Below are 25,381 nucleotides of genomic sequence, written 5' to 3'. Positions count from 1 at the left end.
TTGAAGGATAACACAATTGGATAACACAACTGTAGGTAACTTTGCTCATCTAGTTACCTTAGGTTATCTTAGGTTATCTTAGGTTATAACAGGGTAACCATTGCTACCTCGCAAGTGCTGCATAGCAAGAAGAGAGCTATCCCAGTCACAGTATTCCTGTGTAAGGATAGCTCTCTTTCGATTGTAGAAGCATTACGTAAAGGACATGCACATATAGCTGAGTGTCCCCATCTCATAGCTGCGATGAATGACCTTCGGATCATAGGCAGCTCCTGCACTTCCAAGCGCAATGAAGAATGGGACAAAATGTTCTGCCCGCGGTACTGCTAATGCAGCATGGGGAGCATGATCCCGATAAGCAGCCAGCTCACTCCATTGCTTCTTCTCCAGCTTCTCAATGAGCCAGTCATCGAACTGAACGGCCCAAGCTTCCGGCTCTGTCTGCTCCCACTTCAACATGCGCAAATTATGCACGGTCGCTCCGCTGCCTATGAGAAGAATATCCTCATCCAACTCACTTAGCGCCTCGCCGATTAGCAGCTGCTGCTCTATGGGAAGGAATGGGTTTACCGAGATTTGTACGACCGGAATATTCGCATTCGGGTACAAATGCTTCAACAACGACCATGAACCATGATCTAGACCGCGTGATTCATCACGGTTTACGGCAATCCCACGTGCGGACAAGCAGCGTTCTACTTCAGTGGCAATTTCGATGGAACCTGTAGCCAGATACTTCACCTGAAACAGTTCATCTGGAAAACCATAGAAATCATAGATCGTCTCATACGTTCCAGTTTGGAACGATATTGTAGTCTCTTCGGTTTCCCAATGGGCACTGAACAGAACAATCGCCTTCGGCTGCATGCTTGCTCCGAGCTCAGTTAGAAATCGAGTATATTCATTATCCAATATGGCAATCATCGGCGAACCGTGACTAAGAAAGATTGATTTTGGCATCTCGATTCTCCTTTATTGTTCAACTTTGCTGTATGCTGGAGCCTAGCCGCAGCTAGGCATCCATTCATACGTTCGAATTGTTAATCGCAACGATTAATATGCTGCTGTGAAGCGACGGCCTGTAAATTGCGGGTTCTCCACTTCATCCAAGATGGCCACGGAGAAATCTTCTGCTGAGATGCGGCTGTTGCCTTCTGCGTCTACAACCAATTGGTCAGTACCAGTACGATATTGTCCAGTACGCTCTCCTGGCTCGATCAAGGCAGCAGGACTTACATTCGTCCATGCCAATGTGGATTCATGACGATATACATCAAGTGCATCACGGTGTGCGAGTGCAATTGGTTTCCATGCATCTGGGAAGTCCGGAGTATCTACCACTTGAACGCCTGGAGCCACTTCAAGACTGCCCGCTCCGCCAACGGAAATCAAGCGCTCAACACCTGCCTGTTTCACCCCGTTAATCAAGGCGCGAGTAGCTTCGACAAGCGCAGATTCTTCACCCATCTTAGGACCGATGGAACTAATCACAACATCATGGCCTGCTGTACGCTCCGCAACACTTGCAGAATTCAGAATATCTCCGGTTACCACTGTCAAATTCGTATGCGACTGTGCAACACGTGAAGCATCACGAACAACTGCAGTTACCTCATGTCCTCTAGTCAAAGCCTCGTTCACAATACGTTGTCCAATTGTACCTGTAGCACCATATACTGCAATTTTCATAATCATCGATCTTCCCTTCTATATTCAATATTCGTTATTGCCTTCAAGTAAGCAGTGCACGCTCACAACCACAATAAAACTTTAATGTAATAAAGACAGTTACAACTAGCCCGCGAAAAACTCCATTAGTCACTGGAGTATTTCTAATTCGAATTGATAACCGCCTGCATCCTAGAACGATTTACTCATTCTCTTCCATTCGATCCTTCAGGTCAACTGCCAGATGATCCAAGGTCATTTCTGCCAGCACCTGCTCCATGGCAGATTGCGCACGCAGCATAACCAGTTGTAACACCGATTCTATATTGGCTCCGATTGGACACTTCGGATTCGGATGATCATGGAACCCGAACAACTCTCCCTCTTCAACAGCCTCTACAGCACGATATACATCAAGAAGCGTAATATCGCCCGCCGGCTTGTTTAACGTTGCTCCACCAGTTCCAGGCCGTACATCGACGAGTCCAGCCTTCTTCAATTGAGACGTTACCCGCCGGATAACAACAGGATTCGTGTTGACGCTGCCCGCCATCCACTCCGACGTATGATGGGCGTTCGGTTCAAGCGCCAGCAAGGATAGAATGTGGACGGCTACACTAAAGCGGCTGCTTATCTTCATGCTGCTCACCCTTTCGTGTAACCATTATAGTTACAACCAGTTTGAATTGTCAAGCTTCCTTTTTTTCCACCTGCAAAGGAAAAGCGGCCACGCCGTTCGATACATTGGCGCACACCGCTATCTCACTTAATAGTGATAACACACTCATTCCTCGCAATTCCCTATATGTCCTAGCTGCCTATTTTGCAATTTGGCATAAATTACAGAAGCAAAGCGCTTATCTTTATGTGCAATTGAAATGAAGCACATTTGTACGTTTCCCTAGTAACTAAATTCGGATTCAACCAAATGATTCCACAAACAAGAGAGCTATCATCAGAACTTCTTTTACACAAACATGCAGAATAAGGACAAGTATTCATACAGGAGGAGACACGTGATTAACCGCAAAACGTACCGTTGGAATCATCGATATGCTGCTCACTCCATGTCTTATGACTCGCACAAGCTTTCATTAAAAATATTCAACGGTAATACGACCCTACGTTAAAGCACGGAAGCAAAAAGGCTGCAAAGAGCCCTTATAAATCAAAAATCATAGAGATTCATTTTCCCGAGATATGTACCTATGCCAATGTTCCAAAAGAGTTATGCATGCTCGATATTGCGAAGCGGAAGCGCATCAGGAGAAGGTTCATATACTTGTTCAAAAAAACGACTGGCCCCTGTATGAAGCAAATCATAGTAGTTGTGGAACAATTGATCCGCTTCCTTGCCTAACCACACATCTGGCAACAGTTCTTCAGGGAAGTCCGGATCAATGAATAAGAACTTCCGGTACCAGTGAACCAGTTTGCTCTTCTCTACGAAGCAGTAGCCGTCAGGTATGGCATCCCCCTGCTGCATCATCGTGAGCAATTTTTCATAACTTGGGCGGTATACCTCAATAAATTCAGCATAAGCCGCATTAATCTCATCGATGTTCCAGCACTTCTGCACCAACTGCCTAGATTTGCTCCAAGCGATATGATCCGCCTTAAAAATTTCCACATATCCGGATATCCCGCGTGATTCCACGATGTCCCTCACCTTGTCAGTCAGATCGTTAGGGCTGATCCAGGTGCTCGTCGTCAACATGCCGAAGCCGAGCCATGCCAGTTCCTTGCGCAATTGATCCCGTATGCCCCGATCCTTTTCGGGAATGTTGTAGCTCGCAATGCACCATTTGCCATCCCACACATCTGTCTCTTGCTTATAAATGCGGGCCGCCGCCTCATCCAAGCGCCGCTTGCCGCGCGGGGACATTGAATAATAGCTGCGATTTCCCACCTTGCGCGACTCCAGCCACCCTTGGCGAAGCATGCGCGAGATAGCGGCCCGTACGGCCTGGTCGGTCAAACCGAACTCCCCCATCAGGGCGGTCAGGCTCCCAACCCAGATTTCGCTACCATAATGACGTACATACTCGCCGTATATGGTAAACAGCATCGATTGCGGCCTCATGTTCACCACTCCTAGTCAATCACGTGATTTCCAAATGTTGTATCTCGTCAAATTGTATCACTTGATTCTCCATAGCTCAAGCAAAATGGAGGGCATATCGGAGTGGAGGAACCACCGCTCAGCTTGTCAAGACAGCTTCTGCTCTTCTTCCGCCTTGCGGCGCAAAGCCGTGAGCCGCTCTGCCATCGTATTTTTATAGAAAACCGCCTGCGTAAACGTTCCTTTGCCGACTAGATTGATTCGCGTCTCTGCTGTCACCTCGCACACCATGCGCTTCGCTCCCACCTCGACACATACAGCTCGAAACGTTACCTCCTGTCCGGCGACCGCAGGCCCTACATGCTTGATATCAAGAGCTAGCCCCGAAGCTTCTTCCTCTTCGTCCAAAAAAGAAACGATCATCTCTCGACCAGCCTTCTCCATATAGTAAATCATGGTGACGGTAGACATCACTTCGTGAATGGTCGTTCCGTCAAAAGCAGGATACATATCCGGTGTAACAGTCACAGCAAAAGCTATTTCAGCGCCTGGAACCAATCCTTGCTTCACGTCGATTCCTCCTCGCCAAAAAAATCAACCATGCCCATTCAGGCTGCCGGCCTGGTCATATTCGCTCAATTATAGTGGCGATGCCTTGACCGACGCCGATGCACATCGCAGCCAAGCCGTAACGCACCTCTCGGCGCTCCATCTCATTGAGCAGTGTCGTTAATATCCGAGCCCCGCTGCACCCGAGCGGATGGCCAATCGCAATCGCCCCGCCGTTCACATTCACCCGAACCGGGTCGATATTCAACTCCCGCATGCTGGCAATTGCCTGTGCAGCAAATGCTTCATTCAGCTCGAACAGATCAATGTCCTCAATACTCAGTCCAGCCTGCTGAAGTGCTTTGCGCGCGGCCGGCACGGGGCCGATTCCCATCACGGACGGATCGACGCCAGCAGATGCAGCAGCAACTACGCGGGCGCGTGGGCGAAGTCCGAGCGAATGTGCGGCCTCCTGTTCCATAATGAGCAGCGCCGCTGCCCCGTCGTTCAGTCCCGACGAGTTCCCGGCCGTCACAGTTCCCCCTTGCTTGAAGGCCGGCTTCAACTTCTGCAACTGTTCCAGCGTCGTCTCAGGACGAGGATGTTCATCCTGCTCGATCTTCATGATCTGGCCCTTGCGCCCGGTCACCTCCACCGGAACAAGCTCGGCTGCAAACTTCCCGGCTGCTTGGGCTTCAGCATACTTCCGTTGGCTGGAGAGCGCAAACTCATCCTGCTCCTCCCGGCTGACGCCGTATTGCTCCGCCACGTTCTCCGCTGTCTCCCCTAGACTGATGGGAGGATAGAGAGTGGCCAGCTTGTCATTGGTCATCCTCCAGCCCAAAGTCGTATCGTAGATCTGCTGGTGCCCACGCTGAAAAGCGGCCTCCGGCTTCATCATCACATAAGGTGCCCGCGTCATGCTCTCCGTTCCGGCGGCAATATACATATGTCCCGCCCCTGCCATAATGGCATAGGCGCTTTGCAGAACGGCCTCCATGCCAGATCCGCATAGGCGATTTACCGTCACGCCCGGCACCTCGACCGGCATTCCAGCCAGCAGCAGCGACATGCGCGCCACATTGCGGCAGTCCTCCCCCGCCTGATTCGCACAGCCGACAATAACGCCGTCTACCCGATCAGGGGCGACCGGATTCCGCTCCAACAGGCTGCGAATAACGATCGCGCCCAGATCATCGGCGCGCACATCCTTGAGCGCTCCGCCGTAGCGTCCGATCGGCGTACGTATCGCATCAATAATTACGGGTGTTGCCATCTTGTTCCCCCCCAATATCATAGGAATAGAAGCCTTGGCCGCTGCGGGAGCCAAACCGGCCTGCTAGCACGAGCTTGCGCAGTAGCGGAGCTGGGCGGTACCGCTCTTCACCCAGATCGCGGTGGAGCCCGCTCAGAACCGCCAGCACATCATCCAGCCCGATTCTGTCTGCCCATTCAAGCGGACCGTACGGATAACCGGTTCCCAGCTTCATAGCCGTATCGATATCCGTAGCGGAAGCCGTTCCTTCCATTAGAGCGAAAGCAGCTTCATTTACGATTAAGGCGAGAATGCGCGGGAAGACGAGCCCCGCCTCATCCTGCACAATGTCTACCTGTTTACCCAAAGAGCGGAACAGTTCCTCCAGACGATGAAGGGTTTCCTTTGATGTCTGCAAGGCAGGAGCCACTTCAATCAACTCGCGTTCTTCCAGAGGTGCGAGCGTTCCGAATCCGCATATTCGCTTCGGTTGAGATGCCCATGATGCGATCTCAGTGGCAGAGAGAGCTAACGAGGTAGCCGCGATTGGTATTTCTGGCGGCAATAGCCGATCCATTTTCACGATATTCGCCTGTTTTTCAACCACATCATCATTGGTTACTTCCATACCGTATCGAACCGAGGAGAGGGCATCCCTGCACTCCTCCGACTCTGCCAAGGAAATAATCTGATATCCGCTTCGTTTCAGCAGCACATGAAGGCCTTCCCGCAGTGGGCCGTTCCCATCCAACAGGATTGTGTTATTGGTCATATGAATAAAACCCCTCTCCTGTCTTCCTGCCTAAGCTTCCTGCCTGCACCATGCGCTGCTGTATCCGGCTCGGCTTGAAGCGGCTCTCATGATTGAACCGGGTATAGACCGATTCCGTTGTCGCCAGATTCACGTCGAGACCAATTAGATCCTGCAGCTCGAACGGCCCCATTTTGAAACCGCCAGCCTGCTTCATAATGCGATCAATCTGCTCCGGTTTAGCCACTCGGTCGCTTATGATGCGCAGCGCTTCATTATAATAAGGTCGGGCGACGCGGTTGACGATAAATCCGGGCGAGTCCTCCGCCAACACAGGCACCTTGCCAAGTTCCTCCGCAAACCTGCGAGCTGCAGCGACGCAGGCATCTGCCGACTTGTGGCCGCGGATGACTTCCACGAGCGGCATAACCGGCGCAGGGTTGAAGAAATGAAAGCCTATGATGCGCTCCGGATGAGGCAAGCCTGCTGCAAGTTCCGTAATGGAAAGGGAAGACGTATTGCTCAGCAGCAGAGCATCACTGCTGCAAAGCTCTGTTAAGCGGGCGAACACAGAGCGCTTCAACTCCTGATTCTCGGGGATCGCCTCGATGACGATCGAGCATGAGCTTAATGCTGCCATGTCCTGCACTAACTCAATAAGATTATGTGTCGACCGTTTCTCTTCCGCCGAGATTTTCCCCTTCGCAACATCCTTCGACAGAACCGTACCAATATAGGTTTGCGCAGCTTCCAGCACCTCTGGCTTAATATCCTGCAATCGAACACGGCGACCCCGCCGAGCGCATACGAGCGCGATCCCCGCTCCCATCGTGCCAGCACCGATAATACCGACCATGCCGAGGCTTCCTCCGGAAACATAGTCTTCCATCGGCTATACCCCCTTGAACATAGGCGGCCGCTTCTCTAGAAAAGCCTGCATGCCTTCCCGGTGATCCTGCGTGCGTCCGGCAATCTCCTGGGCATATGCCTCCTGCTCCAGTGTCTCCGCCAGCCCCTTTTCCAGTCCCCGGTTCATTGTCTGCTTCATCAGCCAGATCGCCCGCGTCGGAAGCTGAGCTAGCTTGGCTGCAAGCTCAGCTGCTTCCTCGTCCAGCCGTTCGGCAGAGCATACGCGATTGACCAAGCCAATCCGATGCGCCTCCTTCGCCGTAACGCGATCCCGAATCGTGGCAATTTCTATCGCCTTGGCCAAGCCGACAAGGCGCGGCAGGAAGTAGCATCCCCCTGAGTCGGGAACAAGCCCTATATTAATGAATGCACTGACAAAATAAGCCCGCTCAGACATCACACGCATATCGCAAGCGAGGGCAAGGCTCATCCCGGCTCCTGCCGCTACGCCGTTCACAGCCGCGATAACCGGCAGCTCCGTGTTGCGAATTTGCATAATGAGCGGATTGTAGCGCGAACGCAGCATGTCGCCGTGGTTTGCAGCTCCGTCCTGCCCGGCTACCCCCTCACCGCCGACACCCGGCACATCGCCCAGATCCTGCCCTGCGTTGAATGCTTTGCCCGCTCCGGTCAGGACGATACAGCGCGCCGCGGCATCTTTGCCTGCCTGACGGAACGCATCAATGATCTCGGCGATCATCTTCCCGGTGAAGGCGTTGTACTTATCCGGCCGATTCATCGTGATCCGGGCTACTCCTGCTGATACTTCGTACAGAATCGTCTCGTACACAGCCATGATTCCTCCTATCTGCCCTTGAATTGGGGACTTCGCTTCTCTTGAAAAGCAAGCATGCCTTCCTTCTGATCCTCGCTCGCGAACAACAGATGGAAACATTGCCGCTCAAAATCAAGCCCTTCGACCAGCGAAAGATCCTCCGCCTTGCGAACAGCCTGCATAATAAGGGAAACAGCCAGTGGCGGCTGGTTGGCAATGCGCCGCGCAAGCTTCAGCGCTTCCTCCAAATAAAGCTCAACTGGAGTTACCTTGTTAATTAGGCCACAGCGAAGAGCCTCTTCCGCGAGCATCGTATCCCCGGTCAGCAGCAGTTCCATCGCCTTGCGCTGCCCCACTGCCCTGGTCAACCGCTGCGTTCCTCCAGCACCGGGCATAACACCAATGCGAATTTCCGGCTGCCCGAAGCGCGCCGTATCCGAGGCAACAATGAGATCACAGTTCATCATCAGCTCACAGCCTCCGCCGAGCACATATCCGCTCACAGCGGCGATGATCGGTTTAGTGATGCCGCCGATGCGATCCCAGACATCGAACTGTCGCTTCAACAGCAGCGAAACAGCGGATTCATCCGCCATTTCCCTAATATCCGCTCCTGCGGCGAAGGCCTGATCATTCCCTGTAATAACAAGCACCTTCACAGCATCGTCCCGATCCATTCGTTCCAGTTCAGCCACAAGCTCCTGCATCAGCTCGCGATTCAAAGCATTCAACACGTCAGGCCGATTCAGGGTAAGCACACCTACAGCGCCGTCCACCGACACGATCACATTCCTACTGCCCATCTTCGTCATCCCGCCCCCACTCCTTCACTTTCTTGAACGTCTGCCGCTCGCTTGCGGTTATCAACAATGCGTACTGCTTTTCCCTCGCTGCGCGCAATCGAATCCGGCTCATTCACATGCAGTAAAACAGAGACACCGAGCGAGCATTTGATCGCCTTGCCGATCTCCTTTACCAGTTCGGCAACCTCCTGGCTTTCCAGAACGCTGCCTACCCGATTCCAGAATTCCGGCGTAATCTCGCAATGAATCTCGAAGCGGTCAAGTGCATTGTCCCGCTCAATGACGACTTGATAATGGGGCGCAAGTTGGGAGAAGTTAAGCAGCACAGCCTCGAGCTCGGTTGGGTAAACGTTGACGCCGCGTATAATCAGCATGTCATCTACTCTTCCTTTAATCCGGGACATCCGCATCGTCGTGCGGCCGCATTTGCAGGTACCCGGGTGAAGCGAAGCGATATCGCCCGTCCTGTAGCGGATGACTGGGAATGCTTCCTTGGTCAGTGAAGTAAACACCAGCTCGCCTTCCTGCCCGTACGGCAGCGGTTCACCCGTCTGGCGATCGACCACTTCCGCCAGAAAATGATCTTCGGCAATATGCAGACCATCCTGCGCTTCCTGACACTCGATAGCGATACCTGGCCCAAGCACCTCACTCAATCCATAAATATCAATCGCCTTAATGCCAAGAGCATCCTCAAGATGGCGACGCATTTCCTCCGACCAAGGCTCCGCGCCAAAAATGCCGTACTCGATGCTCGTTGAACGCGTATCAATGCCCTGCTTGCGCATTTCCTCCACCAGATTCAAAATATAAGACGGTGTACCTGACAACCCGCGCGGCTTGAAATCCTGAATAAGCGTAATCTGGCGCGGTGTATTCCCTCCCGACACAGGCACAGCGACTGCGCCCAGACACTCGATGCCATAATGCAGGCCCAATCCGCCCGTGAACAAGCCATACCCATACGCGTTGTGAAAAATATCCCCGGGCCGACCGCCTGCGCAGCAAATGGCGCGCGCAACAATTTCCGCCCAAGCTTCAATATCCTGCTTCGTGTACCCCACAACGATCGGCTTGCCTCTCGTGCCGGATGAACCATGGATACGTACAACTTCGCTCATCTCGGTCGCGAACAATCCGAACGGATAATAATCGCGCAGATCGGATTTCTTCATGAACGGTAGGCGGCGGATATCATCCAAACTGCGAATGTCCTCCGGATCAAGGCCCGCCCGATCCAACGCGGCACGATGAAAAGGTACTCGGTCATATGCCCGCTTGACGGCGTGACGTAGTCTCTCCAGTTGAAGCGCTCGCATCCGTTCATGCGGCATCGTTTCCATTTCGACATTGAATATCACGCGCTACCCTCCTACTCCCCACGGAAGACAGGCTTTCGTTTGTCCGCAAAGGCTTCTAATGCCTCCGCCCGATCCTTCGTCGGGATAATCATCTCATAGGCTTGTGCCTCAACCTCTAGACCGGAATACAAACCAACATGGCTGCCCCGGTTTATGGCGTATTTGGCCTGATAGACCGCAAGCGGCGCATTAGATGCAATCTCATTCGCCAAATCAAGCGTCATTGCGTGGAGCTGCTCTGCGTCATCGGCTATTCCGTTCAGCAATCCGTATTGCAGCGCATCTTGGGCGTTCATTTTCCGCGCAGTCAGGATAAGCTCCTTCGCCCGCGTTGGCCCGATAAGCCGCGGCAGCCGCTGCGTTCCACCTGCACCGGGAATGATGCCCAGACTCACCTCGGTAAGTCCCATACGGGCATCCCGGACAGCTAAGCGCAAATCGCAGGCCAGCATTAATTCGAAACCGCCGCCGAACGCATATCCATTCACCGCTGCAATCGTCGGCTGCGGAAGCTCCTCCACGGCGGTGAATACATCCCGGATCGTACGCACGTTGCGTCTCACCTGTTGTTCATTCAGCGTGCGCCGTTCCTTTAGATCAGCCCCTGCGCTGAAGGCTCGGCCCGCGCCCGTCACGATGACGGCACGAATCTGATGACGATCCTCCCGGATTTCCACGACGATTTCTCCCAGGCGCACCAGCGTTTCATAATTGAGGGCATTTAAGTCGGCAGGCCGATTCAGCGTAATGACGGCAACATGACCGTGGCGATCCAGCTTCACTGACTGTTCCGTCCCTTGCTCCTGAAGCGTACCTTGAACTTGTACCTGGTCTTTTACCTGGTCTTTTACCTGTTTCAGATTTTTCTGATTCTGACCCTGTTCTTGATCCTGCACTGGTACCTCACTTTGCACCGACACCTTGCTCAGCCTCTGCTCCTGCATCTCCATCGATTCGTTCAGCCCCCCTCTTTTCCGCTGATCCGTCTGCTCGACAACCTCCCACTGCTTTTACTCCATCGCCTTATTCCTGCTTCGTGGAACGCAATTCCGTGCCTTGCTCCCCTCGTTTTGGACTGACGCGCGCGTATGTCCCCAAAGCGACAGCGACAAGCTTCCCATCGCAGGTAATACGCGCGTCCGTCACAATTAAATTGCGCCCCCGCTTCAGCACCCGAGACTCCGCAACGAGAAGTTCGCCGATGGCCGGAGACAAATAATTAATCTTGCTCTCCACGGTTACACACTGCTGCACCCCGTCAATCGGGGGTGCAGCCGCATGGCCCATGGCGGCGTCAGCCAACGTGTTCGTCACGCCGCCATGTACGAAGCCTTCGATGCTGTTATGAAGATCAGGGTGGGTATGCAATTGCATAACACAGCCATCTTCATCCAGCCGAACGATCTCGATTCCAAGCAAATCATTAAACCGGTTGCGATGCGTCGGCTTGCTCACTCATGAACCTCCGCCATATGCATGGATACCACTTTGCCGGCAAATCCCATCAAATCCTTGCCGGACGCCTTGCCCTCAGCGGATGACAGGGCTGCCTTCAAGGCCTCTTTCGATTCAAAATACATCTCGCAAATCAGGTGCAGATCGCTCTCCCCCATTGGCGTTCCATAAATCGTTCCCACTTCCATCTTCACGAGTCCAGGCATTTTTGCTGCCAATGGAGAATGGGTATTAAAATAATGCTCGTTGAACGCCTCGACATCCTCAGGCTTGCGGTAGATCGCGATTAATTTGACCATGAATAAATCCTCCCTTATCTCTCAATATTCATTCATTACATGTATCAAAACGATGATTACAACCCGAACGAAACAAATTTCGTTTCCAAAAATGCATCCATTCCGTAGCGTCCGCCCTCCAGGCCAAGTCCGCTTTCCTTCCAGCCTCCGAATGGCGCCTGAGTCTGTGTTGGTGAACCATCATTAATACCTACGATGCCGTATTCCAAAGCCTCCGCCAGACGGAAACAGCGGCTGCTGTCGCGCGTATAGGCATAGGCAGCCAAGCCATATGATGTGTCGTTCGCCATTTGGATAACATCCGTTTCATCCGTGAAGGTCATCATCGGCACAACTGGGCCGAATGTTTCCTCGGCAGCAATCTCCATTTCCTTAGTTACGCCCGTAATGACGGTCGGCTCGCAATAGAAGCCTTTGCCGTATTCCCCCTCCATCAAGCGCTTGCCGCCGAAAACAATTTTCCCGCCTTTGTCCTGTGCATCCTGAATATGGCGCAGCACTTTATCAAGCGCCCGTTGGTTGACGAGCGGGCCAATTTCCGTCTCTTTGCTGCGTCCGTCGCCGACCTTTGCCTTGCTCAGCCGCTCGATCAGCTTGGCGCTGAATTCCTCCGCCACAGACTCATGCACATACAGGCGGTTCGTACAGATGCACATTTGCCCCGAATTGCGGAACTTGCTCTCGAACAGCCCTGCAACCGCCGCGTCCAAGTCTGCATCCTCGAACACAATAAACGGCGCATGCCCGCCCAATTCCAGACTGACCCGTTTCACGTGCTTGGCCGCCCCTTCCATCAACAGCTTGCCGACACGCGTCGAGCCGGTGAAGGCAATTTTGCGAACCTTTGGATTGTCGAGCAGTTCCTGGCCCACCGTCTCCGGCTGGCCGATGACCAGATTAGCGACGCCAGCTGGGAACCCGGCTTGTGCGATCAGCTCGAATAACTTAATTGCGCTTAGCGGCGTGCTCTCGGCTGGCTTCAAAACGACCGTGCACCCTGCGGCGAGTGCGGGCGCAATCTTCCGCGCGACCATATTAACCGGGAAGTTCCATGGTGTAATCGCTCCGACGACGCCGACCGGGTGGCGGCTGACCATAATCCGCTTGTTCGGCACAGAGGATGGAACCGTCTCGCCATACACCCGCTTCGCTTCCTCCGCATACCACATGAAGTTGTCGGCAGCTCCCAGCACCTCGCCCTTGGCCTCCCGCAGCGGCTTGCCCATCTCGGCCGAGATAATGCTCGCCAATTCATCACGATGGTTGCGCACCAATTCATATAATTGGTACAAATATTTTGAACGCTCACGGGCGGTCAAGCGAGACCAGCCTGGGAATGCCTGATGAGCCGCATCGATGGCCGCTCTTGCGTCCAAATGATCACCATAGCTTACCGTCCCTACCTCTTCTCCAGTTGCCGGATTAACGACACGGAGCATACCGCCGCCTTGTGCTTGCGTCCATTCTCCGTTGATAAACATCGACTTCAATTCAACAGTTTGCATGCTTTTTTCCATCGTTATCGGATACCCTCCCTCTTCCTCTGCAGCTTATTCCGCTCCAAAGGCAGCGCAAATGTGCGCAATAGTGTTTCTTGCCTTGCATGACGTTGCCTTTAAAATAACTTGATCAACCCTTACAGAACCTTGTAATACCACACAAAAAACGCAGTGCAACAAACCAAACGTCTAACAACATCACATTCCCGCTAAACTACAGGCATCAATCCTTAAAATCTTAAAGCCTTAGAGCACTAGAGATTAAGCATTAAGCATTAAATACTAAGCACTAGAGCATTAAAGGCATTACGAACCATACAAGCCCAAGCCTAGCCTCACAACACTTTCAAGGCTTCGAACGGATTTTTGCAGTGCCTGCAATATAAAATGCTGCGGCAAGCCGCGGGGCCGAACATATTGTCCATGCGAGTGTACGGAGAATCGCAGTAGGGGCACTGCACCTTCCACTCTTCGCCCGGCGTACAACCGCGCGGCGGTGCAACAATGCCGAACGAACGCAGCTTCTCCCGGCCTTCGTCGGTAACCCGATCCGAGATCCAGGCTGGCTCCCGCAGGAAGTGGACGGTCGCCTCGCGCACTTCCTCGATGGAAAGCAGCTTCTCCTGAATTTCGCTCCTCATCAATTCCAGAGCAGGACAGCCAATGAAGGTCGGCAGTACCTCCACCTCAACCACGTTCTCGTCTACAACTACCCTGTGGATCATCCCCATCTCGATCATGCTGATGACGGGGATTTCTGGATCCTTGACCTCCTGCAGCAGTGCCCAAATTCGTTCCTCAAGCCCCGTTGGCATCTGCCGCATAATCTGCGTCACGATGAACCGCCTCCTTTACCAGCTGGCCGCCGGGTCAATCCGGTACACCTCCGACAAGATGCCGACGACTTGCGTCAAATCGTCGGTATGCTGCCCGTCGCGTCCAGTCCTGACAGGAGTATTCCAGTCTCCTGGCCATGCGAGCCCACTCGCTTCGAACAAGCTCTGCGCCGATGTCTTCCAGCGCCGTGCCAATTCATCGCCACCTATGCTCAGACCGAAGCGTACGATCGCCTCCTCCTCGCTGCCTAGCGGGAACAGGCTTCCAATATCGCTCCACGCCTGGGCTACAGCCGCAATCAATCGGGAACGCGCCTCGTTCGTGCCGCCTGCCAGCCGCGTGAACCAGGAGCGCCAATACCGGCTGTGATACTGATGCTCGCGCAGCATTTTGCTGGCCGCCTGCCTTAGCGGCACATACGAGGAATGGGTCAGCACTTCCAGCCGGATTTCCTTGAATAGGCCGTATAGGCTGCAGCGGGCAATCGCGAACGCCCAGTCGTAATGCGGCTCATTCGCATATTCGCCTGGTCCGTTCGGTCGCTCGAGCAGTATGGCATTGCGGAACGCCTCCGGGCTGCGCAAATGCGCCAGGTCATCCGCCTTGCCAGCTCCCAACTCCTCCAGCATCTCGTATAGCATCGCTGCATGCCCCATCATGTCCTGCGCCATCGAGGAGAAAGCGACATCTTCTTCGATGTGAGGCGCCAGCCCAAGCCATTCCGATCCCCGGTATGCCACAATATAGTCATCGTCTGCAATCTGCAGCAAAAGCTCCTGCAGCGCCCGAGTATAATCCGGGCGGCGCTTGGCCTCTTCCGCCGCCGCTACTTCGATATGCTCCGACATTTCACCCCTCCTTCTGTGCTGCGATATCCACCTTGCTCTCATACTCTTCCTTGTGGCGCCGCCACCTCGATTGGATGTCGCCATATCCCTTTGTTTCGCGGTAGCTTTTGTTGTCCAGCCGTTCGAGGCTCTCGCGTTCCTCCGGTGTCAGTCCGTGAATATCATCGCGGTTCACAACCCAGATGTTGATGCAGGGCTCGCGGCGCATGAAGTTCTCCCGCGCCATCAGGAGCGCGGCTTCCGGGTTAGGCGCCAACAAGCTGAACTGGTGCACGAAGCCGGCAGACGGGCTCTTTTGGCTGAATACCTCATAGACGGCAAATTTCTCTTTCCGTTCGCTGCTCATATCGCCCCTCCTCCCGCCGCATAGGATGTACGGGGCGGAGGCGCCACCAGCGCTTCCCGCACCCATTCCGCCTCTTCGTAGGACGTTTTCCGCAGCCGCAGCCGCTGTGCCGAGCAAGGTCCGTTTCCACGCACAATTTGTACAAAGAGATCCCAATCGGGCTGCTGGTAATGCCAGACGCCCTCCGCTTCGTCATAACGAATCGTGTCGTCCGGAAGCGTCAAGCCCAAATGATAAATCCGGTTCACATATTTATGGAAAAAGGCCTGCCTCAGCTCCTCGTTCGTCTGCGTGCGAATCTTGTAACGCATGTTCATCTGCTGGTTGCTGGACACGGTTCCGCCTTCTGGCGGGCCAAAGAACATCAGCAAGGAAGGCCACCAGCGGTTTACGGCCTCCTGCAGCATCCGGCGCTGCGCCGGCGTTCCTTCGGCCAGCCCCAATACAATGCTTTCACCGTGCTGGGCATGGAATTTCTCTTCCGCGCATATGCGCTGGAGCGCGCGGGCATATGGCGCGTAGGATGTCTCGAGCGACATAGACTGGGTAATGATCGCGGCGCCGTCGACGAGCCAGGCGATGACGCCTGCATCTGCCCATGTGGGCGCCTCCATATGGAACACGTTGTGGAATTTCAGCTTTCCTGAGAACAGATTGCGCAGCAGATCCTCACGAGTCTGGCCAAGCGGCGCCATTAGATCCTCCGCGACCCGCAGCAGCAGCTGTCCATGTCCCATCTCATCCTGCACCTTGGCCATAATCGCCAGTTTGCGGCGCAGCGTCGGCGCCTTCGGAACCCATTCCTTCTCCGGAAGCGCCCCCATTATTTCACTAACGCCATGCATCGATATCAGCTTAATTAACTGGTTGCGGTAATCGTCTGGCATCCAATCGTCCGCTTCAATCTTGTCGCCCCGGTCAATTCGGTTCAGAAAATGCGCCAAACGCTCGTCGTCCAGCGATCCATCCTGGCCCTTCCGATTACTCATCTTCCAGCCTCCTCTCGTTCACAATGTGTATGGCATGCCCCAAAGCGGCGGCGGCGGCTTCCAGCCAGCCTTCACTAAGCGTCGGGTGCGGATGCACCGTCATAGCCACATCCTCCGCTCTCGCAGCCATCTCGAGGGCGAGAACCCCCTGGCCAATCAAGCTGCCGGCATCCGCCCCAACCGCATGCATGCCCAGCAGCAAGCCGGTTTCCTCTTCGACGACTACTTCCGCAAAACCGTCTGTCTTCCCAGCCGCCAATGCATATCCGTTGGCACGGAAAGGAAAGCGGCCCGTCTTCACCTTCATGACCTGCTGCTCGGCTTCCGCCCGCGTCAGTCCCACTCCGGCAATTTGCGGGTCAGAAAAAATAACGTACGGCACATACGGCGAGTCGAAAGCACTCGGCAAGCCGCCGATCACCTCCGCGGCGACGGTGCCCTGCCTCGCGGCGCGATGAGCGAGAGCAGGCCCCGGCGTAATATCACCAATGGCGAAAATGTGGCGCACATTGGTTCGGCATTCCGCATCGACCGGAACATAGCCGCGCTCATCCATTCGTACCCCGGCCTGACTGAGACCGAGTCCTTCTGTGTTCGGCATGCGTCCGACCGTCACAAGCACCTTGTCGCAGAGGACGCTCTCCTCCCCTTGCTGTCTCGATTCGAGACGCAGCTCGACATCATCGTCATGCTCCATAATCGCGCGCACTTCCGTGCCCGTCTTGATAACCATCCCTAGCTTGCCGGCGCGCCGCTTCACTTCCGCAGCGAGGCTGCCTTCCACAAGGGGGAGAATTCGTTCCTCGCGCTCAATAAGTGTGATGCGGCTTCCAAGCTTGGCGAATGCCATGCCCAATTCGATGCCAATATAGCCGCTCCCGATAATGACTAAATGCTCCGGTATGCTGTCCGATTCCAGCGCCCCCGTGGAAGTGAGGATGCGGGAACCACCTGCCGCAGCAAATTCTGGGAGATGCGGCCGCGATCCTGTCGCGATAACCGCCTGCCTGAACTTGTAGGTCTCAAATCCGAATTCCGTCTCTACCCCGACGCGGTCATCGGACAGGAAGACTGCGCTCCCTTTCACGACCGTAACCCCGTTAGCGGCGCAGAGCTGCGCCACTCCGCTTCCCAGCCTGCCGACAATTCCGGACTTCCACAACTGCCAATCGGACATATTGAAGGAAAGAGCCCCAGGCTCCATCCGCAATCCCAGCTTGGAAGCCGATCTGGCTTCGTCATACAATCCGGCCGCATGAATCAGCGCCTTGGACGGAATGCAGCCCGAATGAAGACAAACACCGCCGAGCTCCTCTTTTTCCACCAACACGACTGATTTGCCCAACTGACCCAGCCGGATCGCTGACGTATAGCCGCCGGGCCCGCCGCCAATGACAACAACATCCGTTTCTACTGCAATTTCACCGACAACCATCTATACCATCTCCGCCCATAATAAGTCAGGCTGCTCTAGCAGCTGCTTGATCCGATTCGTGAATCGAATCGCCTCCGCCCCATCGATAATCCGATGGTCGAAGGAAAGCGCCATATTCATCATGAGGCGTATGACACCTTCCCCATTGCGAACGACCATGCGCGGCTCCATTTTGTGCAGCGCCAGGATGGCCGCTTCCGGATGGTTAATGATCGGCGTTGCGAGCAGGCTGCCGATCGGGCCGACATTGCTGATCGTGAAGGTACCGCCGGTAATGTCCGCAAGCTTCAGCTTTCCTTCCCGCGCCCGCTCCGACAACCGCCCAATTTCTTCTGCCAGCTCAAATATTGTCTTCCGATCGGCGTCTCGGATAACCGGAACGATAAGACCGTCCGGTGTATCGGTCGCAATCCCAATGTGATAATAACGCTTCAATACAATTTCCTTCGTCTCGTCGTCAAGCGAAGCGTTGAAGAATGGGAATTCCTTAAGCGCGATGACAATTGCCTTGATGAAAAACGGCAAGTATGTCAACTTCACCTGCCGTTCGGCCGCCAGCGGCCGAAGCCGCTCACGCAGCGCCTGCAGGGCATCGGCTTCCAGTTCATCCACCTGCGTGACATGCGGGATGATGGTCACTGCCTTAACCAGCCTCTCGGCGATCTTCAAGCGAATGCCGCGCAGCGGAAACCGTTCCTCGGCGCAAGAAGTCGGTGCGGCCCCTTGCAACCTGGCAGCGGCATTCTGCGGCCGGACAGCGGAAGCCGTCCGCTCCAGCGCAGGCTGAACCGCATTTTCCCATGATAGGTCTGCCCCTGCCCCTTCCGCTTCCTTAGTCGTGCCCGCAGCAGCATAGCGCCGTACGTCCTCTTCCGATATCCGCCCGGCGGCTCCGCTTCCCTTCACCTGCTCGATGTCGACATTCAACTGCCGCGCAAGCTGGCGAACATAGGGAGCTGCGCGCACTCTTCCCACAGGTAATTCAGCAGACACCGACGGCGATGTCGCTGCAGACAATGGCAAGGCCACTGCTGGTGATGGCGAAGGAGCGTTGACAACCGCTGCTACTGAAGCCGCCTGTTCCGCCTTGCCTGCTTCCATTGCAGGAATGCGCCCCTCCGCTTCGAGAAGGAACAATACCTCGCCTACTCGAACTCCAGCACCCTCGGCGAACATCAGCTTGCGCACCACGCCGGCCGCCGGAGCGGTCAGCTCGGCGTTCACTTTGTCCGTCTGCACCTCGACGATCGGCTGATCGCAGGCCACCCATTCCCCTTCCTTAATGAGCCATTTTCCGATCTCCCCTTCGTGGATGCCTTCTCCTACGTCGGGAAGCTTGAACTCTATCATTCGCGTTCCTCCTCCTGAACGGTCAGAACTGTATCGCTGCAGCGATTCCTTCTCTTACCCGCCCGACCGTCGGAACATAGACATCCTCGAGCGAGAACTGCGGAACTGGCACATCAAAGCCAGTAATTCGCTGAATCGGAGCCCGCAAATACATCAGCGCTTCGTCATTGATCAGCGAAACAATTTCTGCTCCGACGCCGGCCGTTTTCTGCGCCTCATGAACAATTATCGCGCGGCCTGTTTTCTTCACGGATGCGGCAATTGCATCCCGATCAAGCGGATACAACGAGCGGAGATCGATGACCTCACAAGACCAGCCCTTCTCCTGCTCCAGCTGCCGCGCCGCTTCAAGCGCCACCCGCATCATGGCCCCCCATGAAATCAGCGTCACATCTGTGCCTTCCCGGACAATGTTCGCCTTCCCTAGCGGAATGCGGTACATCTCTTCCGGCACTTCTGCCTTGAAGGCTCGGTAAATCCTTGCCGGTTCCAAAAATACGACCGGATCGGGATCCTCAATGGCGCTAACAAGCAAACCCTTGGCATCGTAAGGATTGCTCGGTACGACCACCTTAAGCCCGGGCGTATGAACGAAGAATGCTTCCACACTCTCCGAATGAAGCTCTGGCCCTCTAATTCCCGCGCCGTAAGGCGTGCGAATAACAAGAGGGACATTGTACTGTCCCCGCGTCCGATACCGCATGCGGGCCGCATGTGTGACGATCTGCTCGAAGCCGGGATAAATGAAGGCCAAAAACTGAATTTCAACGACTGGAATGAAACCATTCAGCGCCAGCCCGATTGCCGAGCCAATAATGCCGGCTTCAGCCAGCGGCGTATCCACAACCCGTTCATGGCCGTACTTCTCGAATAGTCCTTCCGTTGCTCGAAACACACCGCCGTTGACGCCAATGTCTTCCCCTGTCAGCATGACGCGCTGATCGTCCGCCAGCTTCTGATCAAGTGCTTCATTAATCGCTTGCAAGATCGTTACGTTCCGGCTCATGCTTCACCCTGCCTTTCCGCACACTGGCCGCTCTGTTCCCGCTGCTCAGCCACAGGCCACAGCATGTCAGCATTTACGTGCATGAACATATCCTCAGGCTGGGAATTCGGATAGCTCTCCGCCTCTGCAACCGCGGCCTCGATAAGGCCGCTGATCCGATCCACAAGACGCTCCTCATGCTCCTGGCCCCAAATTCCCCTCTTCACGAGATACCGCTTCAAGCGCTCTATTGGATCGCGCTGCTCCCTCCACTCGGCAGAGAGCCGGGCTTGATCCCGATATTTGCGCGGATCGTCGCTGGTCGTATGCGGCCCGTAACGGAACGTGACTGCCTCGATAAGCGTCGGTCCGCCGCCGTTCAAGCCGCGTTCAATCGCTTCGCGTACGGTCAGCCAGACTGCGAACACATCGTTACCATCCACTCGAACACCCGGCATATCGTAAGCAGCCGCGCGCTGGGCGATCGTTCGGGAAGCGGACTGCGCATGGAACGGCACGCTGATGGCGTAGCCGTTATTCTGGCAGAAGAATACAGTAGCCGTCTGATATACCCCGGCAAAATTCAAGGCCTCATGGAAATCTCCCTCCGAGGTTGCCCCTTCGCCGAAGTACACGATGCTCGCCTGCTTCTCACCCTTCAGCTTAGCGGCCCACGATGTGCCTACGGCATGCGTCAAATGCGTGGCTATCGGCACGCATGGCGGCATAATATGGCGGCCTTCCGGACTGATCGAGCCTTCCATATGCCCCATCCAATAAAGCAGCACCCTGCTGAGCGCCTGCCCATGCGTAATTGCAGCAGCATGATCACGATAGCTGGGAAACAACCAATCATTGGGGGACAGTGCCAGTGCACTCCCGACCTGCGAGGCTTCCTGCCCCTCATAAGGGGCGTACGTGCCCATTCGGCCCTGCCTTTGCAGGTTGACCGCCTTCCGATCGAACATTCTTGTCAGCATCATGTTCTCGTACATTTTTATTGCCAGATCCTCGTCAATGGCTCCCTCGGTAGGGTGGCGAAGCTCTCCGTCCGGCGCCAGCACCTGATAGGGTTCAAGCACTTGATACGGCTCAAGCAGCCCGCGCATATCTTCATGCCGCATTCTCTTTCCTGCCTTCTCTATTACTGGCGAGGCAGACGGATGCCCCTGACTTTGAATCATCAATACCGCTCCCTTTCCCTTTTTTGCTATCCCAACAGCAAGCGGTCATCCGCGACTCCCTTCAACTGGGCGAATTTTTTCAACAATACCTCAATTGTCAAATGCTTCTTTTCCTCTTCCGGCACATCCAAAATAATCTCGCCTGCATCCATCATAATCAGGCGATTGCCAAGCTCGATGGCTTGCTGCATATTGTGCGTCACCATCAGCGTCGTGAAGTTGGAACGCTCGACGACTTCCTTTGTCAGCGCTGTAATCAATTGCGCCCGCGCCGGGTCAAGCGCAGCCGTATGCTCATCCAGCAGCAGCACCTTCGGCTGCGTGAAGGTCGCCATCAGCAGGCTAAGCGCCTGCCGTTCTCCGCCTGACAGCAGTCCGGCCTTAGCTGACAGCCGATTCTCGAGCCCTAGGTGCAGTGAGGCAAGGCTCTCGCGGAACAGATCCTTCCGCTTCTTGTTCACACCCCGGTGCAGGGTACGTCCTTTGTCACGCGAGTAAGCAACCGCGAGATTCTCCTCAATCGTCATCGTCGGCGCCGTGCCAGCCATCGGGTCTTGGAACACGCGCCCGATCTTGCGCGAGCGCTCGAATTCAGAGAGGCTGGTCACGTTCTCGCCGTCGATTTCAATGGCTCCGCTATCTGGAGTCATCCCGCCCGAGATCATATTCATCAGCGTGGACTTGCCCGCCCCATTGGAGCCGATAATCGTTACGAATTCACCCTCACGAAGCGTCAAGTTTATATGTTGCAGAGCAATTTTCTCGCTCGCCGTCCTGCGGTTGAACACTTTTCGAATCCCCTCAAGTTTCAGCATGGCTTTCCCCCCTTGCTCCGTGGTCGATGGACAGGTGTGGAGCATCTTCTTGAAAGGATCTCATTCGCCTTTCTTTCCATGTTGTTAGAACCCGTGACATGACAAGGGCAGCGACCACAATGACGGCGGTTAGCAGCTTCAGGTCATTCGGATTCAACCCGATGCGGAGTGCAAGCATAATAATGAGGCGATAGACTATAGCTCCTCCGATTACGGCGAAGGTTGCCCGCCGAATGGAAGCATGACCGAACACGGCTTCCCCCATAATGACGGAGGCCAAACCGATGATGATAATACCGATTCCCATTGAGACATCCGCAAACTCCTGATATTGGGCGAAAAGCGCGCCGGATAGCGCTACCAAGCCATTAGACAGGCTCAGCCCGATAATTTTCATATTGTCGGTGTTCGCAGAGAGGCTGCGGATCATTTTCGTATTGTCGCCGGTGGCACGAATCGCGAGGCCAATCTCTGTATCCAAAAACCAGTCAATGGCCCATTTAATGAGCAGAACGAATATCCCTACGGCTGCCAAAATCGCAAGCGGCTGCAGACTGGACAAGAAGGATTTGAGCTGTGTGAATAGAGTGCTTTCCCCCAGCAGCGGTGTATTCGCCTTACCCATAATCCGCAAATTGATCGAATATAAAGCAATCATCGAAATAATACCGGACAGCAGCGTATTGATTTTCCCTTTCGTATGGAGCAGTCCGGTCACGGTTCCTGCCACACATCCTGCCAGCAGCGCCCCCAATGTAGCGAGCAGCGGGGAATAGCCGGATGTAATCATGACAGCCGCAACGGCCCCGCCGGTGGCAAAGCTGCCATCTACGGTCAAATCGGGAAAGTCGAGAATTCGAAACGTTACGTAAACGCCCAGAGCCATTAACGCGTAAATGACCCCTGCTTCCAAAGAACCTGTCAGCGCATATAGCACGATAGCATCCTCCTAATTTGGAACGACTTATTTCTCTATCAGGATTGCGCCTTGTGTCATCTCTTCCGTCAATTTGATTCCTTGCGCCTCCGCCGCCTTCGGGTTAATCATCAGATCCAACTTCTTGGAGACCTCAACGGGGATATCTGCCGGCGATGTGCCCTTCAGAACCTTCACAGCCATCTCACCTGTCGCGTAGCCGAGATCATAATATTTGAATCCGATTGATGCGAACGCGCCTTCCCCAACCGATTCACTACTCTCGCAGAAGAGCGGAATGTCCTTGTCATTAGCGACCGAAACGACTGAGCTTAGCGCCGAAATGACCGTATTATCAGACGGGAGATAGATGATATCCGCGCGGCCTACCAGCGAATCGGCAGCCTGCTTCACCTCCGAACTGTTCGTCACGGTGGCCTCGACCGTCTCCAATCCGCCTTCCTGCAGCACCTGTTTCACATTGGCGATGTTGACAACAGAGTTCTGCTCCCCGGAATTGTAGATAACGCCTACCTTGCGGGCCTCAGGGAAAAACTTCTTCATCGTCTCCATCGTCTTCTTGATCGAGTCTGGATTCGTGTCGCGCGTGCCTGTTACATTGCCTCCTGGCTTTTCAAGACTGTTGACCAGCTTCGATGCAACCGGATCCGTCACAGCCGTGAACAGCACGGGAATGTCTTTCGTTGCCTTCACAATCGCCTGTGCGGTCGGTGTAGCGATTGCCAGAATCAGGTCATTTTTATCGCCCACCAGCTTTTGAGCGATCGTGAGATTGTTGTTCATATCCCCCTGTGCATTGTGGAAATCAACTTGCAAATTAACATCTTTCTCGTACCCAGCGTCCTTCAGCGCCTGCAAAAAGCCTTCTCTCGCCCCATCCAGCGAAGGATGATCTGCGAACTGCGCAATGCCGATTTTGATCATCTTCTTGCCGTCTGCATCCTTACCCATGTCCTTCGGTTCGTCTGAGTTCCCACATGCTGTCAGCAACAGTGAGCAAACCATAAAAATCGGGAAAAACAGTTTCATCCAACCTCGCTCCTTTGCAACAATAATTGGTATTGATTGCGCTTTCAATATAATGATTAGATAAAAAGCGTATTGGCGAGTTGTTTAGATATAAGGCTTTCAAGGCTCTCTAGTGGTATCAAGACATGTTAGGTATTCGCTCTGCTGCTTCGCAGAAAATTCGTTCCTAGTCTGTTGCTGTGTTTCATCTGGAAGGATAAATGTGAATGCGCTTGCCCTCGTGGCTGAGCGCTGCTGCCTGATGGCTTAGATGTGGAGATGTCGCGTATGTATGCGTTGTAAAGATCGCGTAGATGCACAGGGCCGTGCTAAATGCTGGAGTTTTTTCAATTCGAAATCGTTGAGTTGCTCAACATAATTGAACATTTGTAATACGTTTTTTCTATGGTGCGTTATTTTAACGTTATATTATCACGCCGTCATAACTAATGTCAATATTTGGACAAATTTTTATATGAAATGTGTGATTTATGTTATATCCAATTCCATAAAAGAAAAAAACCTGAAAGGTATAGGGCCATTCAAGGTCGATTGAGCACTTATGCAAGCTTGTATAAATTTGTTGACTGGTCAAAAAATAAAGCGGTGACACCGCGATCATCAGATCATCAGGGTACACCGCTATCCCGTATTTAGAGCAATAATCCCCATTCCTTTTGCTCAAAAAATTCCGTATGTATAGGATTAAAAATCCGAAATCTCCGGTTTTTTCCACAGCATCGCTGATCCACCCACAATAAGGAGTGCTGCTAATGTAATCCCGATTAGGGAAGAGCTTGCAAACGCGCTTAATGAAAAGACGGCAAAGAACAAAAGCGAAACACAGGTCAGAATACATATCGGAATCAAGAGCCATTTATTACGGTTCCCCATGATATAAAATTCAAATAATCCGAAGGCCACCGCAAGCGGAAATCCAGGCCAAACCGTACCGAATGCATCGAACAGCATCCCGATTTGACATACTACACCGCTAACGATCAAGATCCCACCAGGTATAAGCAGCCCCGCTGCGCGCCTCTTGGTGACAAAGAAGAACATAAAATGAAAAAACAAACCGAGTGGGATGACAAACAATGTTGGCCAAAAATAACCGAATATGCTCCCCGCAGTTGAAAACTTATCGGCGCCCCATCCGCTCCATGTAACCAGCATCAGCAAAATACCGAAGCCGATTAATGAGAGCGCCTTAATACTTCTACTATTCAAGCTCCTCTACCTCCCTTTACTTTCCCATTGT

Annotated in this window: 27 protein-coding genes; all 27 read right to left on the bottom strand. The window is 53.9% G+C overall.

Translation table 11 applies throughout. The features are described 5' to 3' along the window. Positions 1-192 precede the first annotated feature (192 nt). The 27 genes from PBN151_RS20175 to PBN151_RS20045 all read right to left on the bottom strand — a co-directional run bounded on the left by PBN151_RS20175 (position 193) and on the right by PBN151_RS20045 (position 25,350). A complete protein-coding gene (locus PBN151_RS20175) occupies positions 193-960 on the bottom strand; it encodes a DODA-type extradiol aromatic ring-opening family dioxygenase (protein ID WP_072730418.1) in 768 nt (255 codons plus the stop codon). A 93-nt stretch (positions 961-1,053) separates the two neighbouring features. Beyond that, on the bottom strand, positions 1,054-1,689 hold the full coding sequence (locus PBN151_RS20170) for an NAD(P)-dependent oxidoreductase (protein WP_072730488.1): 636 nt from the start codon (positions 1,687-1,689) through the stop codon (positions 1,054-1,056). A 181-nt stretch (positions 1,690-1,870) separates the two neighbouring features. Continuing rightward, the gene (locus PBN151_RS20165) at positions 1,871-2,308 is read right to left on the bottom strand and encodes an Rrf2 family transcriptional regulator (RefSeq protein WP_072730417.1); all 438 of its coding nucleotides are present in this window, start codon (positions 2,306-2,308) and stop codon (positions 1,871-1,873) included. A 588-nt stretch (positions 2,309-2,896) separates the two neighbouring features. Next, positions 2,897-3,751 carry a phenylacetic acid degradation operon negative regulatory protein PaaX gene (gene paaX, locus PBN151_RS20160; protein ID WP_072730416.1) on the bottom strand — a complete coding sequence of 285 codons (855 nt, stop codon included), beginning with the start codon at positions 3,749-3,751 and terminating at the stop codon, positions 2,897-2,899. 126 nt (positions 3,752-3,877) lie between these two features. Then, positions 3,878-4,300 (bottom strand): thioesterase family protein, encoded by a 423-nt coding sequence (locus PBN151_RS20155; protein ID WP_072730415.1) that lies wholly within the window; start codon positions 4,298-4,300, stop codon positions 3,878-3,880. A 55-nt stretch (positions 4,301-4,355) separates the two neighbouring features. After that, entirely contained in the window at positions 4,356-5,555 is a 1,200-nt protein-coding gene (locus PBN151_RS20150; RefSeq protein WP_072730414.1) for a thiolase family protein, read from the bottom strand. Then, positions 5,533-6,306: a 3-hydroxyacyl-CoA dehydrogenase family protein gene (locus PBN151_RS20145; RefSeq protein ID WP_072730413.1), complete on the bottom strand. Its 774-nt coding sequence runs from the start codon at positions 6,304-6,306 to the stop codon at positions 5,533-5,535. The genes PBN151_RS20150 and PBN151_RS20145 overlap by 23 nt, the downstream gene beginning before the upstream one ends. Then, positions 6,296-7,174, bottom strand: a complete 879-nt coding sequence (locus tag PBN151_RS20140; RefSeq protein WP_072730412.1) for a 3-hydroxyacyl-CoA dehydrogenase family protein — start codon at positions 7,172-7,174, stop codon at positions 6,296-6,298. The genes PBN151_RS20145 and PBN151_RS20140 overlap by 11 nt, the downstream gene beginning before the upstream one ends. 3 nt (positions 7,175-7,177) lie before the next feature. Then, positions 7,178-7,984 carry an enoyl-CoA hydratase-related protein gene (locus PBN151_RS20135; RefSeq protein WP_072730487.1) on the bottom strand — a complete coding sequence of 269 codons (807 nt, stop codon included), beginning with the start codon at positions 7,982-7,984 and terminating at the stop codon, positions 7,178-7,180. 14 nt (positions 7,985-7,998) lie between these two features. Continuing rightward, a complete protein-coding gene (locus tag PBN151_RS20130; protein ID WP_139295383.1) occupies positions 7,999-8,781 on the bottom strand; it encodes an enoyl-CoA hydratase-related protein in 783 nt (260 codons plus the stop codon). Continuing rightward, on the bottom strand, positions 8,778-10,133 hold the full coding sequence (locus tag PBN151_RS20125) for a phenylacetate--CoA ligase family protein (RefSeq protein WP_072730411.1): 1,356 nt from the start codon (positions 10,131-10,133) through the stop codon (positions 8,778-8,780). Before PBN151_RS20125 ends, PBN151_RS20130 begins: the two co-directional genes overlap by 4 nt. An 11-nt stretch (positions 10,134-10,144) precedes the next feature. Beyond that, positions 10,145-11,083: an enoyl-CoA hydratase-related protein gene (locus PBN151_RS20120; RefSeq protein WP_083545236.1), complete on the bottom strand. Its 939-nt coding sequence runs from the start codon at positions 11,081-11,083 to the stop codon at positions 10,145-10,147. Between the two features lie 73 nt (positions 11,084-11,156). Further along, positions 11,157-11,588, bottom strand: coding sequence for a PaaI family thioesterase (locus PBN151_RS20115; protein ID WP_072730410.1), 432 nt, complete (start codon positions 11,586-11,588; stop codon positions 11,157-11,159). After that, positions 11,585-11,887: an EthD family reductase gene (locus PBN151_RS20110; RefSeq protein WP_072730409.1), complete on the bottom strand. Its 303-nt coding sequence runs from the start codon at positions 11,885-11,887 to the stop codon at positions 11,585-11,587. The genes PBN151_RS20115 and PBN151_RS20110 overlap by 4 nt, the downstream gene beginning before the upstream one ends. 56 nt (positions 11,888-11,943) lie before the next feature. Continuing rightward, the gene (locus PBN151_RS20105; RefSeq protein ID WP_083545235.1) at positions 11,944-13,404 is read right to left on the bottom strand and encodes an NAD-dependent succinate-semialdehyde dehydrogenase; all 1,461 of its coding nucleotides are present in this window, start codon (positions 13,402-13,404) and stop codon (positions 11,944-11,946) included. Between the two features lie 317 nt (positions 13,405-13,721). Further along, the gene (paaD, locus tag PBN151_RS20100) at positions 13,722-14,222 is read right to left on the bottom strand and encodes a 1,2-phenylacetyl-CoA epoxidase subunit PaaD (RefSeq protein ID WP_370510438.1); all 501 of its coding nucleotides are present in this window, start codon (positions 14,220-14,222) and stop codon (positions 13,722-13,724) included. Between the two features lie 15 nt (positions 14,223-14,237). After that, complete coding sequence (paaC, locus tag PBN151_RS20095) at positions 14,238-15,071, bottom strand: 1,2-phenylacetyl-CoA epoxidase subunit PaaC (RefSeq protein ID WP_072730408.1); 834 nt, start codon at positions 15,069-15,071, stop codon at positions 14,238-14,240. Between the two features lies 1 nt (position 15,072). Next, positions 15,073-15,417, bottom strand: coding sequence for a 1,2-phenylacetyl-CoA epoxidase subunit PaaB (gene paaB, locus PBN151_RS20090; RefSeq protein WP_072730407.1), 345 nt, complete (start codon positions 15,415-15,417; stop codon positions 15,073-15,075). Further along, positions 15,414-16,406: a 1,2-phenylacetyl-CoA epoxidase subunit PaaA gene (gene paaA / locus PBN151_RS20085; RefSeq protein WP_072730406.1), complete on the bottom strand. Its 993-nt coding sequence runs from the start codon at positions 16,404-16,406 to the stop codon at positions 15,414-15,416. Before paaA ends, paaB begins: the two co-directional genes overlap by 4 nt. Next, positions 16,399-17,841, bottom strand: a complete 1,443-nt coding sequence (lpdA, locus tag PBN151_RS20080) for a dihydrolipoyl dehydrogenase (RefSeq protein ID WP_072730405.1) — start codon at positions 17,839-17,841, stop codon at positions 16,399-16,401. The genes paaA and lpdA overlap by 8 nt, the downstream gene beginning before the upstream one ends. Beyond that, entirely contained in the window at positions 17,842-19,191 is a 1,350-nt protein-coding gene (locus tag PBN151_RS20075) for a dihydrolipoamide acetyltransferase family protein (protein ID WP_072730404.1), read from the bottom strand. A gap of 22 nt (positions 19,192-19,213) precedes the next feature. Beyond that, positions 19,214-20,197: an alpha-ketoacid dehydrogenase subunit beta gene (locus PBN151_RS20070; protein WP_072730403.1), complete on the bottom strand. Its 984-nt coding sequence runs from the start codon at positions 20,195-20,197 to the stop codon at positions 19,214-19,216. Beyond that, positions 20,194-21,300 carry a pyruvate dehydrogenase (acetyl-transferring) E1 component subunit alpha gene (gene pdhA, locus PBN151_RS20065; RefSeq protein ID WP_370510440.1) on the bottom strand — a complete coding sequence of 369 codons (1,107 nt, stop codon included), beginning with the start codon at positions 21,298-21,300 and terminating at the stop codon, positions 20,194-20,196. Before pdhA ends, PBN151_RS20070 begins: the two co-directional genes overlap by 4 nt. 86 nt (positions 21,301-21,386) lie before the next feature. Then, complete coding sequence (locus PBN151_RS20060) at positions 21,387-22,175, bottom strand: ABC transporter ATP-binding protein (RefSeq protein WP_065291957.1); 789 nt, start codon at positions 22,173-22,175, stop codon at positions 21,387-21,389. Next, positions 22,162-23,112, bottom strand: a complete 951-nt coding sequence (locus tag PBN151_RS20055) for an ABC transporter permease (RefSeq protein ID WP_072730481.1) — start codon at positions 23,110-23,112, stop codon at positions 22,162-22,164. The genes PBN151_RS20060 and PBN151_RS20055 overlap by 14 nt, the downstream gene beginning before the upstream one ends. A gap of 27 nt (positions 23,113-23,139) precedes the next feature. Then, positions 23,140-24,141 carry an ABC transporter substrate-binding protein gene (locus tag PBN151_RS20050; protein WP_072730402.1) on the bottom strand — a complete coding sequence of 334 codons (1,002 nt, stop codon included), beginning with the start codon at positions 24,139-24,141 and terminating at the stop codon, positions 23,140-23,142. Between the two features lie 684 nt (positions 24,142-24,825). Further along, positions 24,826-25,350, bottom strand: coding sequence for a hypothetical protein (locus PBN151_RS20045; RefSeq protein WP_139295382.1), 525 nt, complete (start codon positions 25,348-25,350; stop codon positions 24,826-24,828). Positions 25,351-25,381: the final 31 nt, after the last annotated feature.

This window comes from Paenibacillus sp. NAIST15-1 (assembly GCF_001894745.1).
GTDB classification, from domain to species: domain Bacteria; phylum Bacillota; class Bacilli; order Paenibacillales; family Paenibacillaceae; genus Paenibacillus_B; species Paenibacillus_B suaedae.
This window is presented reverse-complemented; position numbering and strand designations above follow the sequence as displayed.

Bases quoted from the DNA above. Each gene is read 5' to 3' on its own strand.
- PBN151_RS20130 (WP_139295383.1), bottom strand. From the start codon at position 8,781: ATGACGAAGATGGGCAGTAGGAATGTGATCGTGTCGGTGGACGGCGCT.
- PBN151_RS20075 (WP_072730404.1), bottom strand. From the start codon at position 19,191: ATGATAGAGTTCAAGCTTCCCGACGTAGGAGAAGGCATCCACGAAGGG.
- paaA (WP_072730406.1), bottom strand. From the start codon at position 16,406: ATGAGTAATCGGAAGGGCCAGGATGGATCGCTGGACGACGAGCGTTTG.
- PBN151_RS20120 (WP_083545236.1), bottom strand. From the start codon at position 11,083: ATGGAGATGCAGGAGCAGAGGCTGAGCAAGGTGTCGGTGCAAAGTGAG.
- PBN151_RS20170 (WP_072730488.1), bottom strand. From the start codon at position 1,689: ATGAAAATTGCAGTATATGGTGCTACAGGTACAATTGGACAACGTATT.
- PBN151_RS20060 (WP_065291957.1), bottom strand. From the start codon at position 22,175: ATGCTGAAACTTGAGGGGATTCGAAAAGTGTTCAACCGCAGGACGGCG.
- PBN151_RS20150 (WP_072730414.1), bottom strand. From the start codon at position 5,555: ATGGCAACACCCGTAATTATTGATGCGATACGTACGCCGATCGGACGC.
- PBN151_RS20140 (WP_072730412.1), bottom strand. From the start codon at position 7,174: ATGGAAGACTATGTTTCCGGAGGAAGCCTCGGCATGGTCGGTATTATC.
- PBN151_RS20110 (WP_072730409.1), bottom strand. From the start codon at position 11,887: ATGGTCAAATTAATCGCGATCTACCGCAAGCCTGAGGATGTCGAGGCG.
- PBN151_RS20050 (WP_072730402.1), bottom strand. From the start codon at position 24,141: ATGAAACTGTTTTTCCCGATTTTTATGGTTTGCTCACTGTTGCTGACA.
- pdhA (WP_370510440.1), bottom strand. From the start codon at position 21,300: ATGCGGCATGAAGATATGCGCGGGCTGCTTGAGCCGTATCAAGTGCTT.
- PBN151_RS20145 (WP_072730413.1), bottom strand. From the start codon at position 6,306: ATGACCAATAACACAATCCTGTTGGATGGGAACGGCCCACTGCGGGAA.
- PBN151_RS20070 (WP_072730403.1), bottom strand. From the start codon at position 20,197: ATGAGCCGGAACGTAACGATCTTGCAAGCGATTAATGAAGCACTTGAT.
- PBN151_RS20165 (WP_072730417.1), bottom strand. From the start codon at position 2,308: ATGAAGATAAGCAGCCGCTTTAGTGTAGCCGTCCACATTCTATCCTTG.
- lpdA (WP_072730405.1), bottom strand. From the start codon at position 17,841: ATGGTTGTCGGTGAAATTGCAGTAGAAACGGATGTTGTTGTCATTGGC.
- PBN151_RS20175 (WP_072730418.1), bottom strand. From the start codon at position 960: ATGCCAAAATCAATCTTTCTTAGTCACGGTTCGCCGATGATTGCCATA.
- paaC (WP_072730408.1), bottom strand. From the start codon at position 15,071: ATGTCGGAGCATATCGAAGTAGCGGCGGCGGAAGAGGCCAAGCGCCGC.
- paaX (WP_072730416.1), bottom strand. From the start codon at position 3,751: ATGAGGCCGCAATCGATGCTGTTTACCATATACGGCGAGTATGTACGT.
- PBN151_RS20105 (WP_083545235.1), bottom strand. From the start codon at position 13,404: ATGGAAAAAAGCATGCAAACTGTTGAATTGAAGTCGATGTTTATCAAC.
- paaB (WP_072730407.1), bottom strand. From the start codon at position 15,417: ATGAGCAGCGAACGGAAAGAGAAATTTGCCGTCTATGAGGTATTCAGC.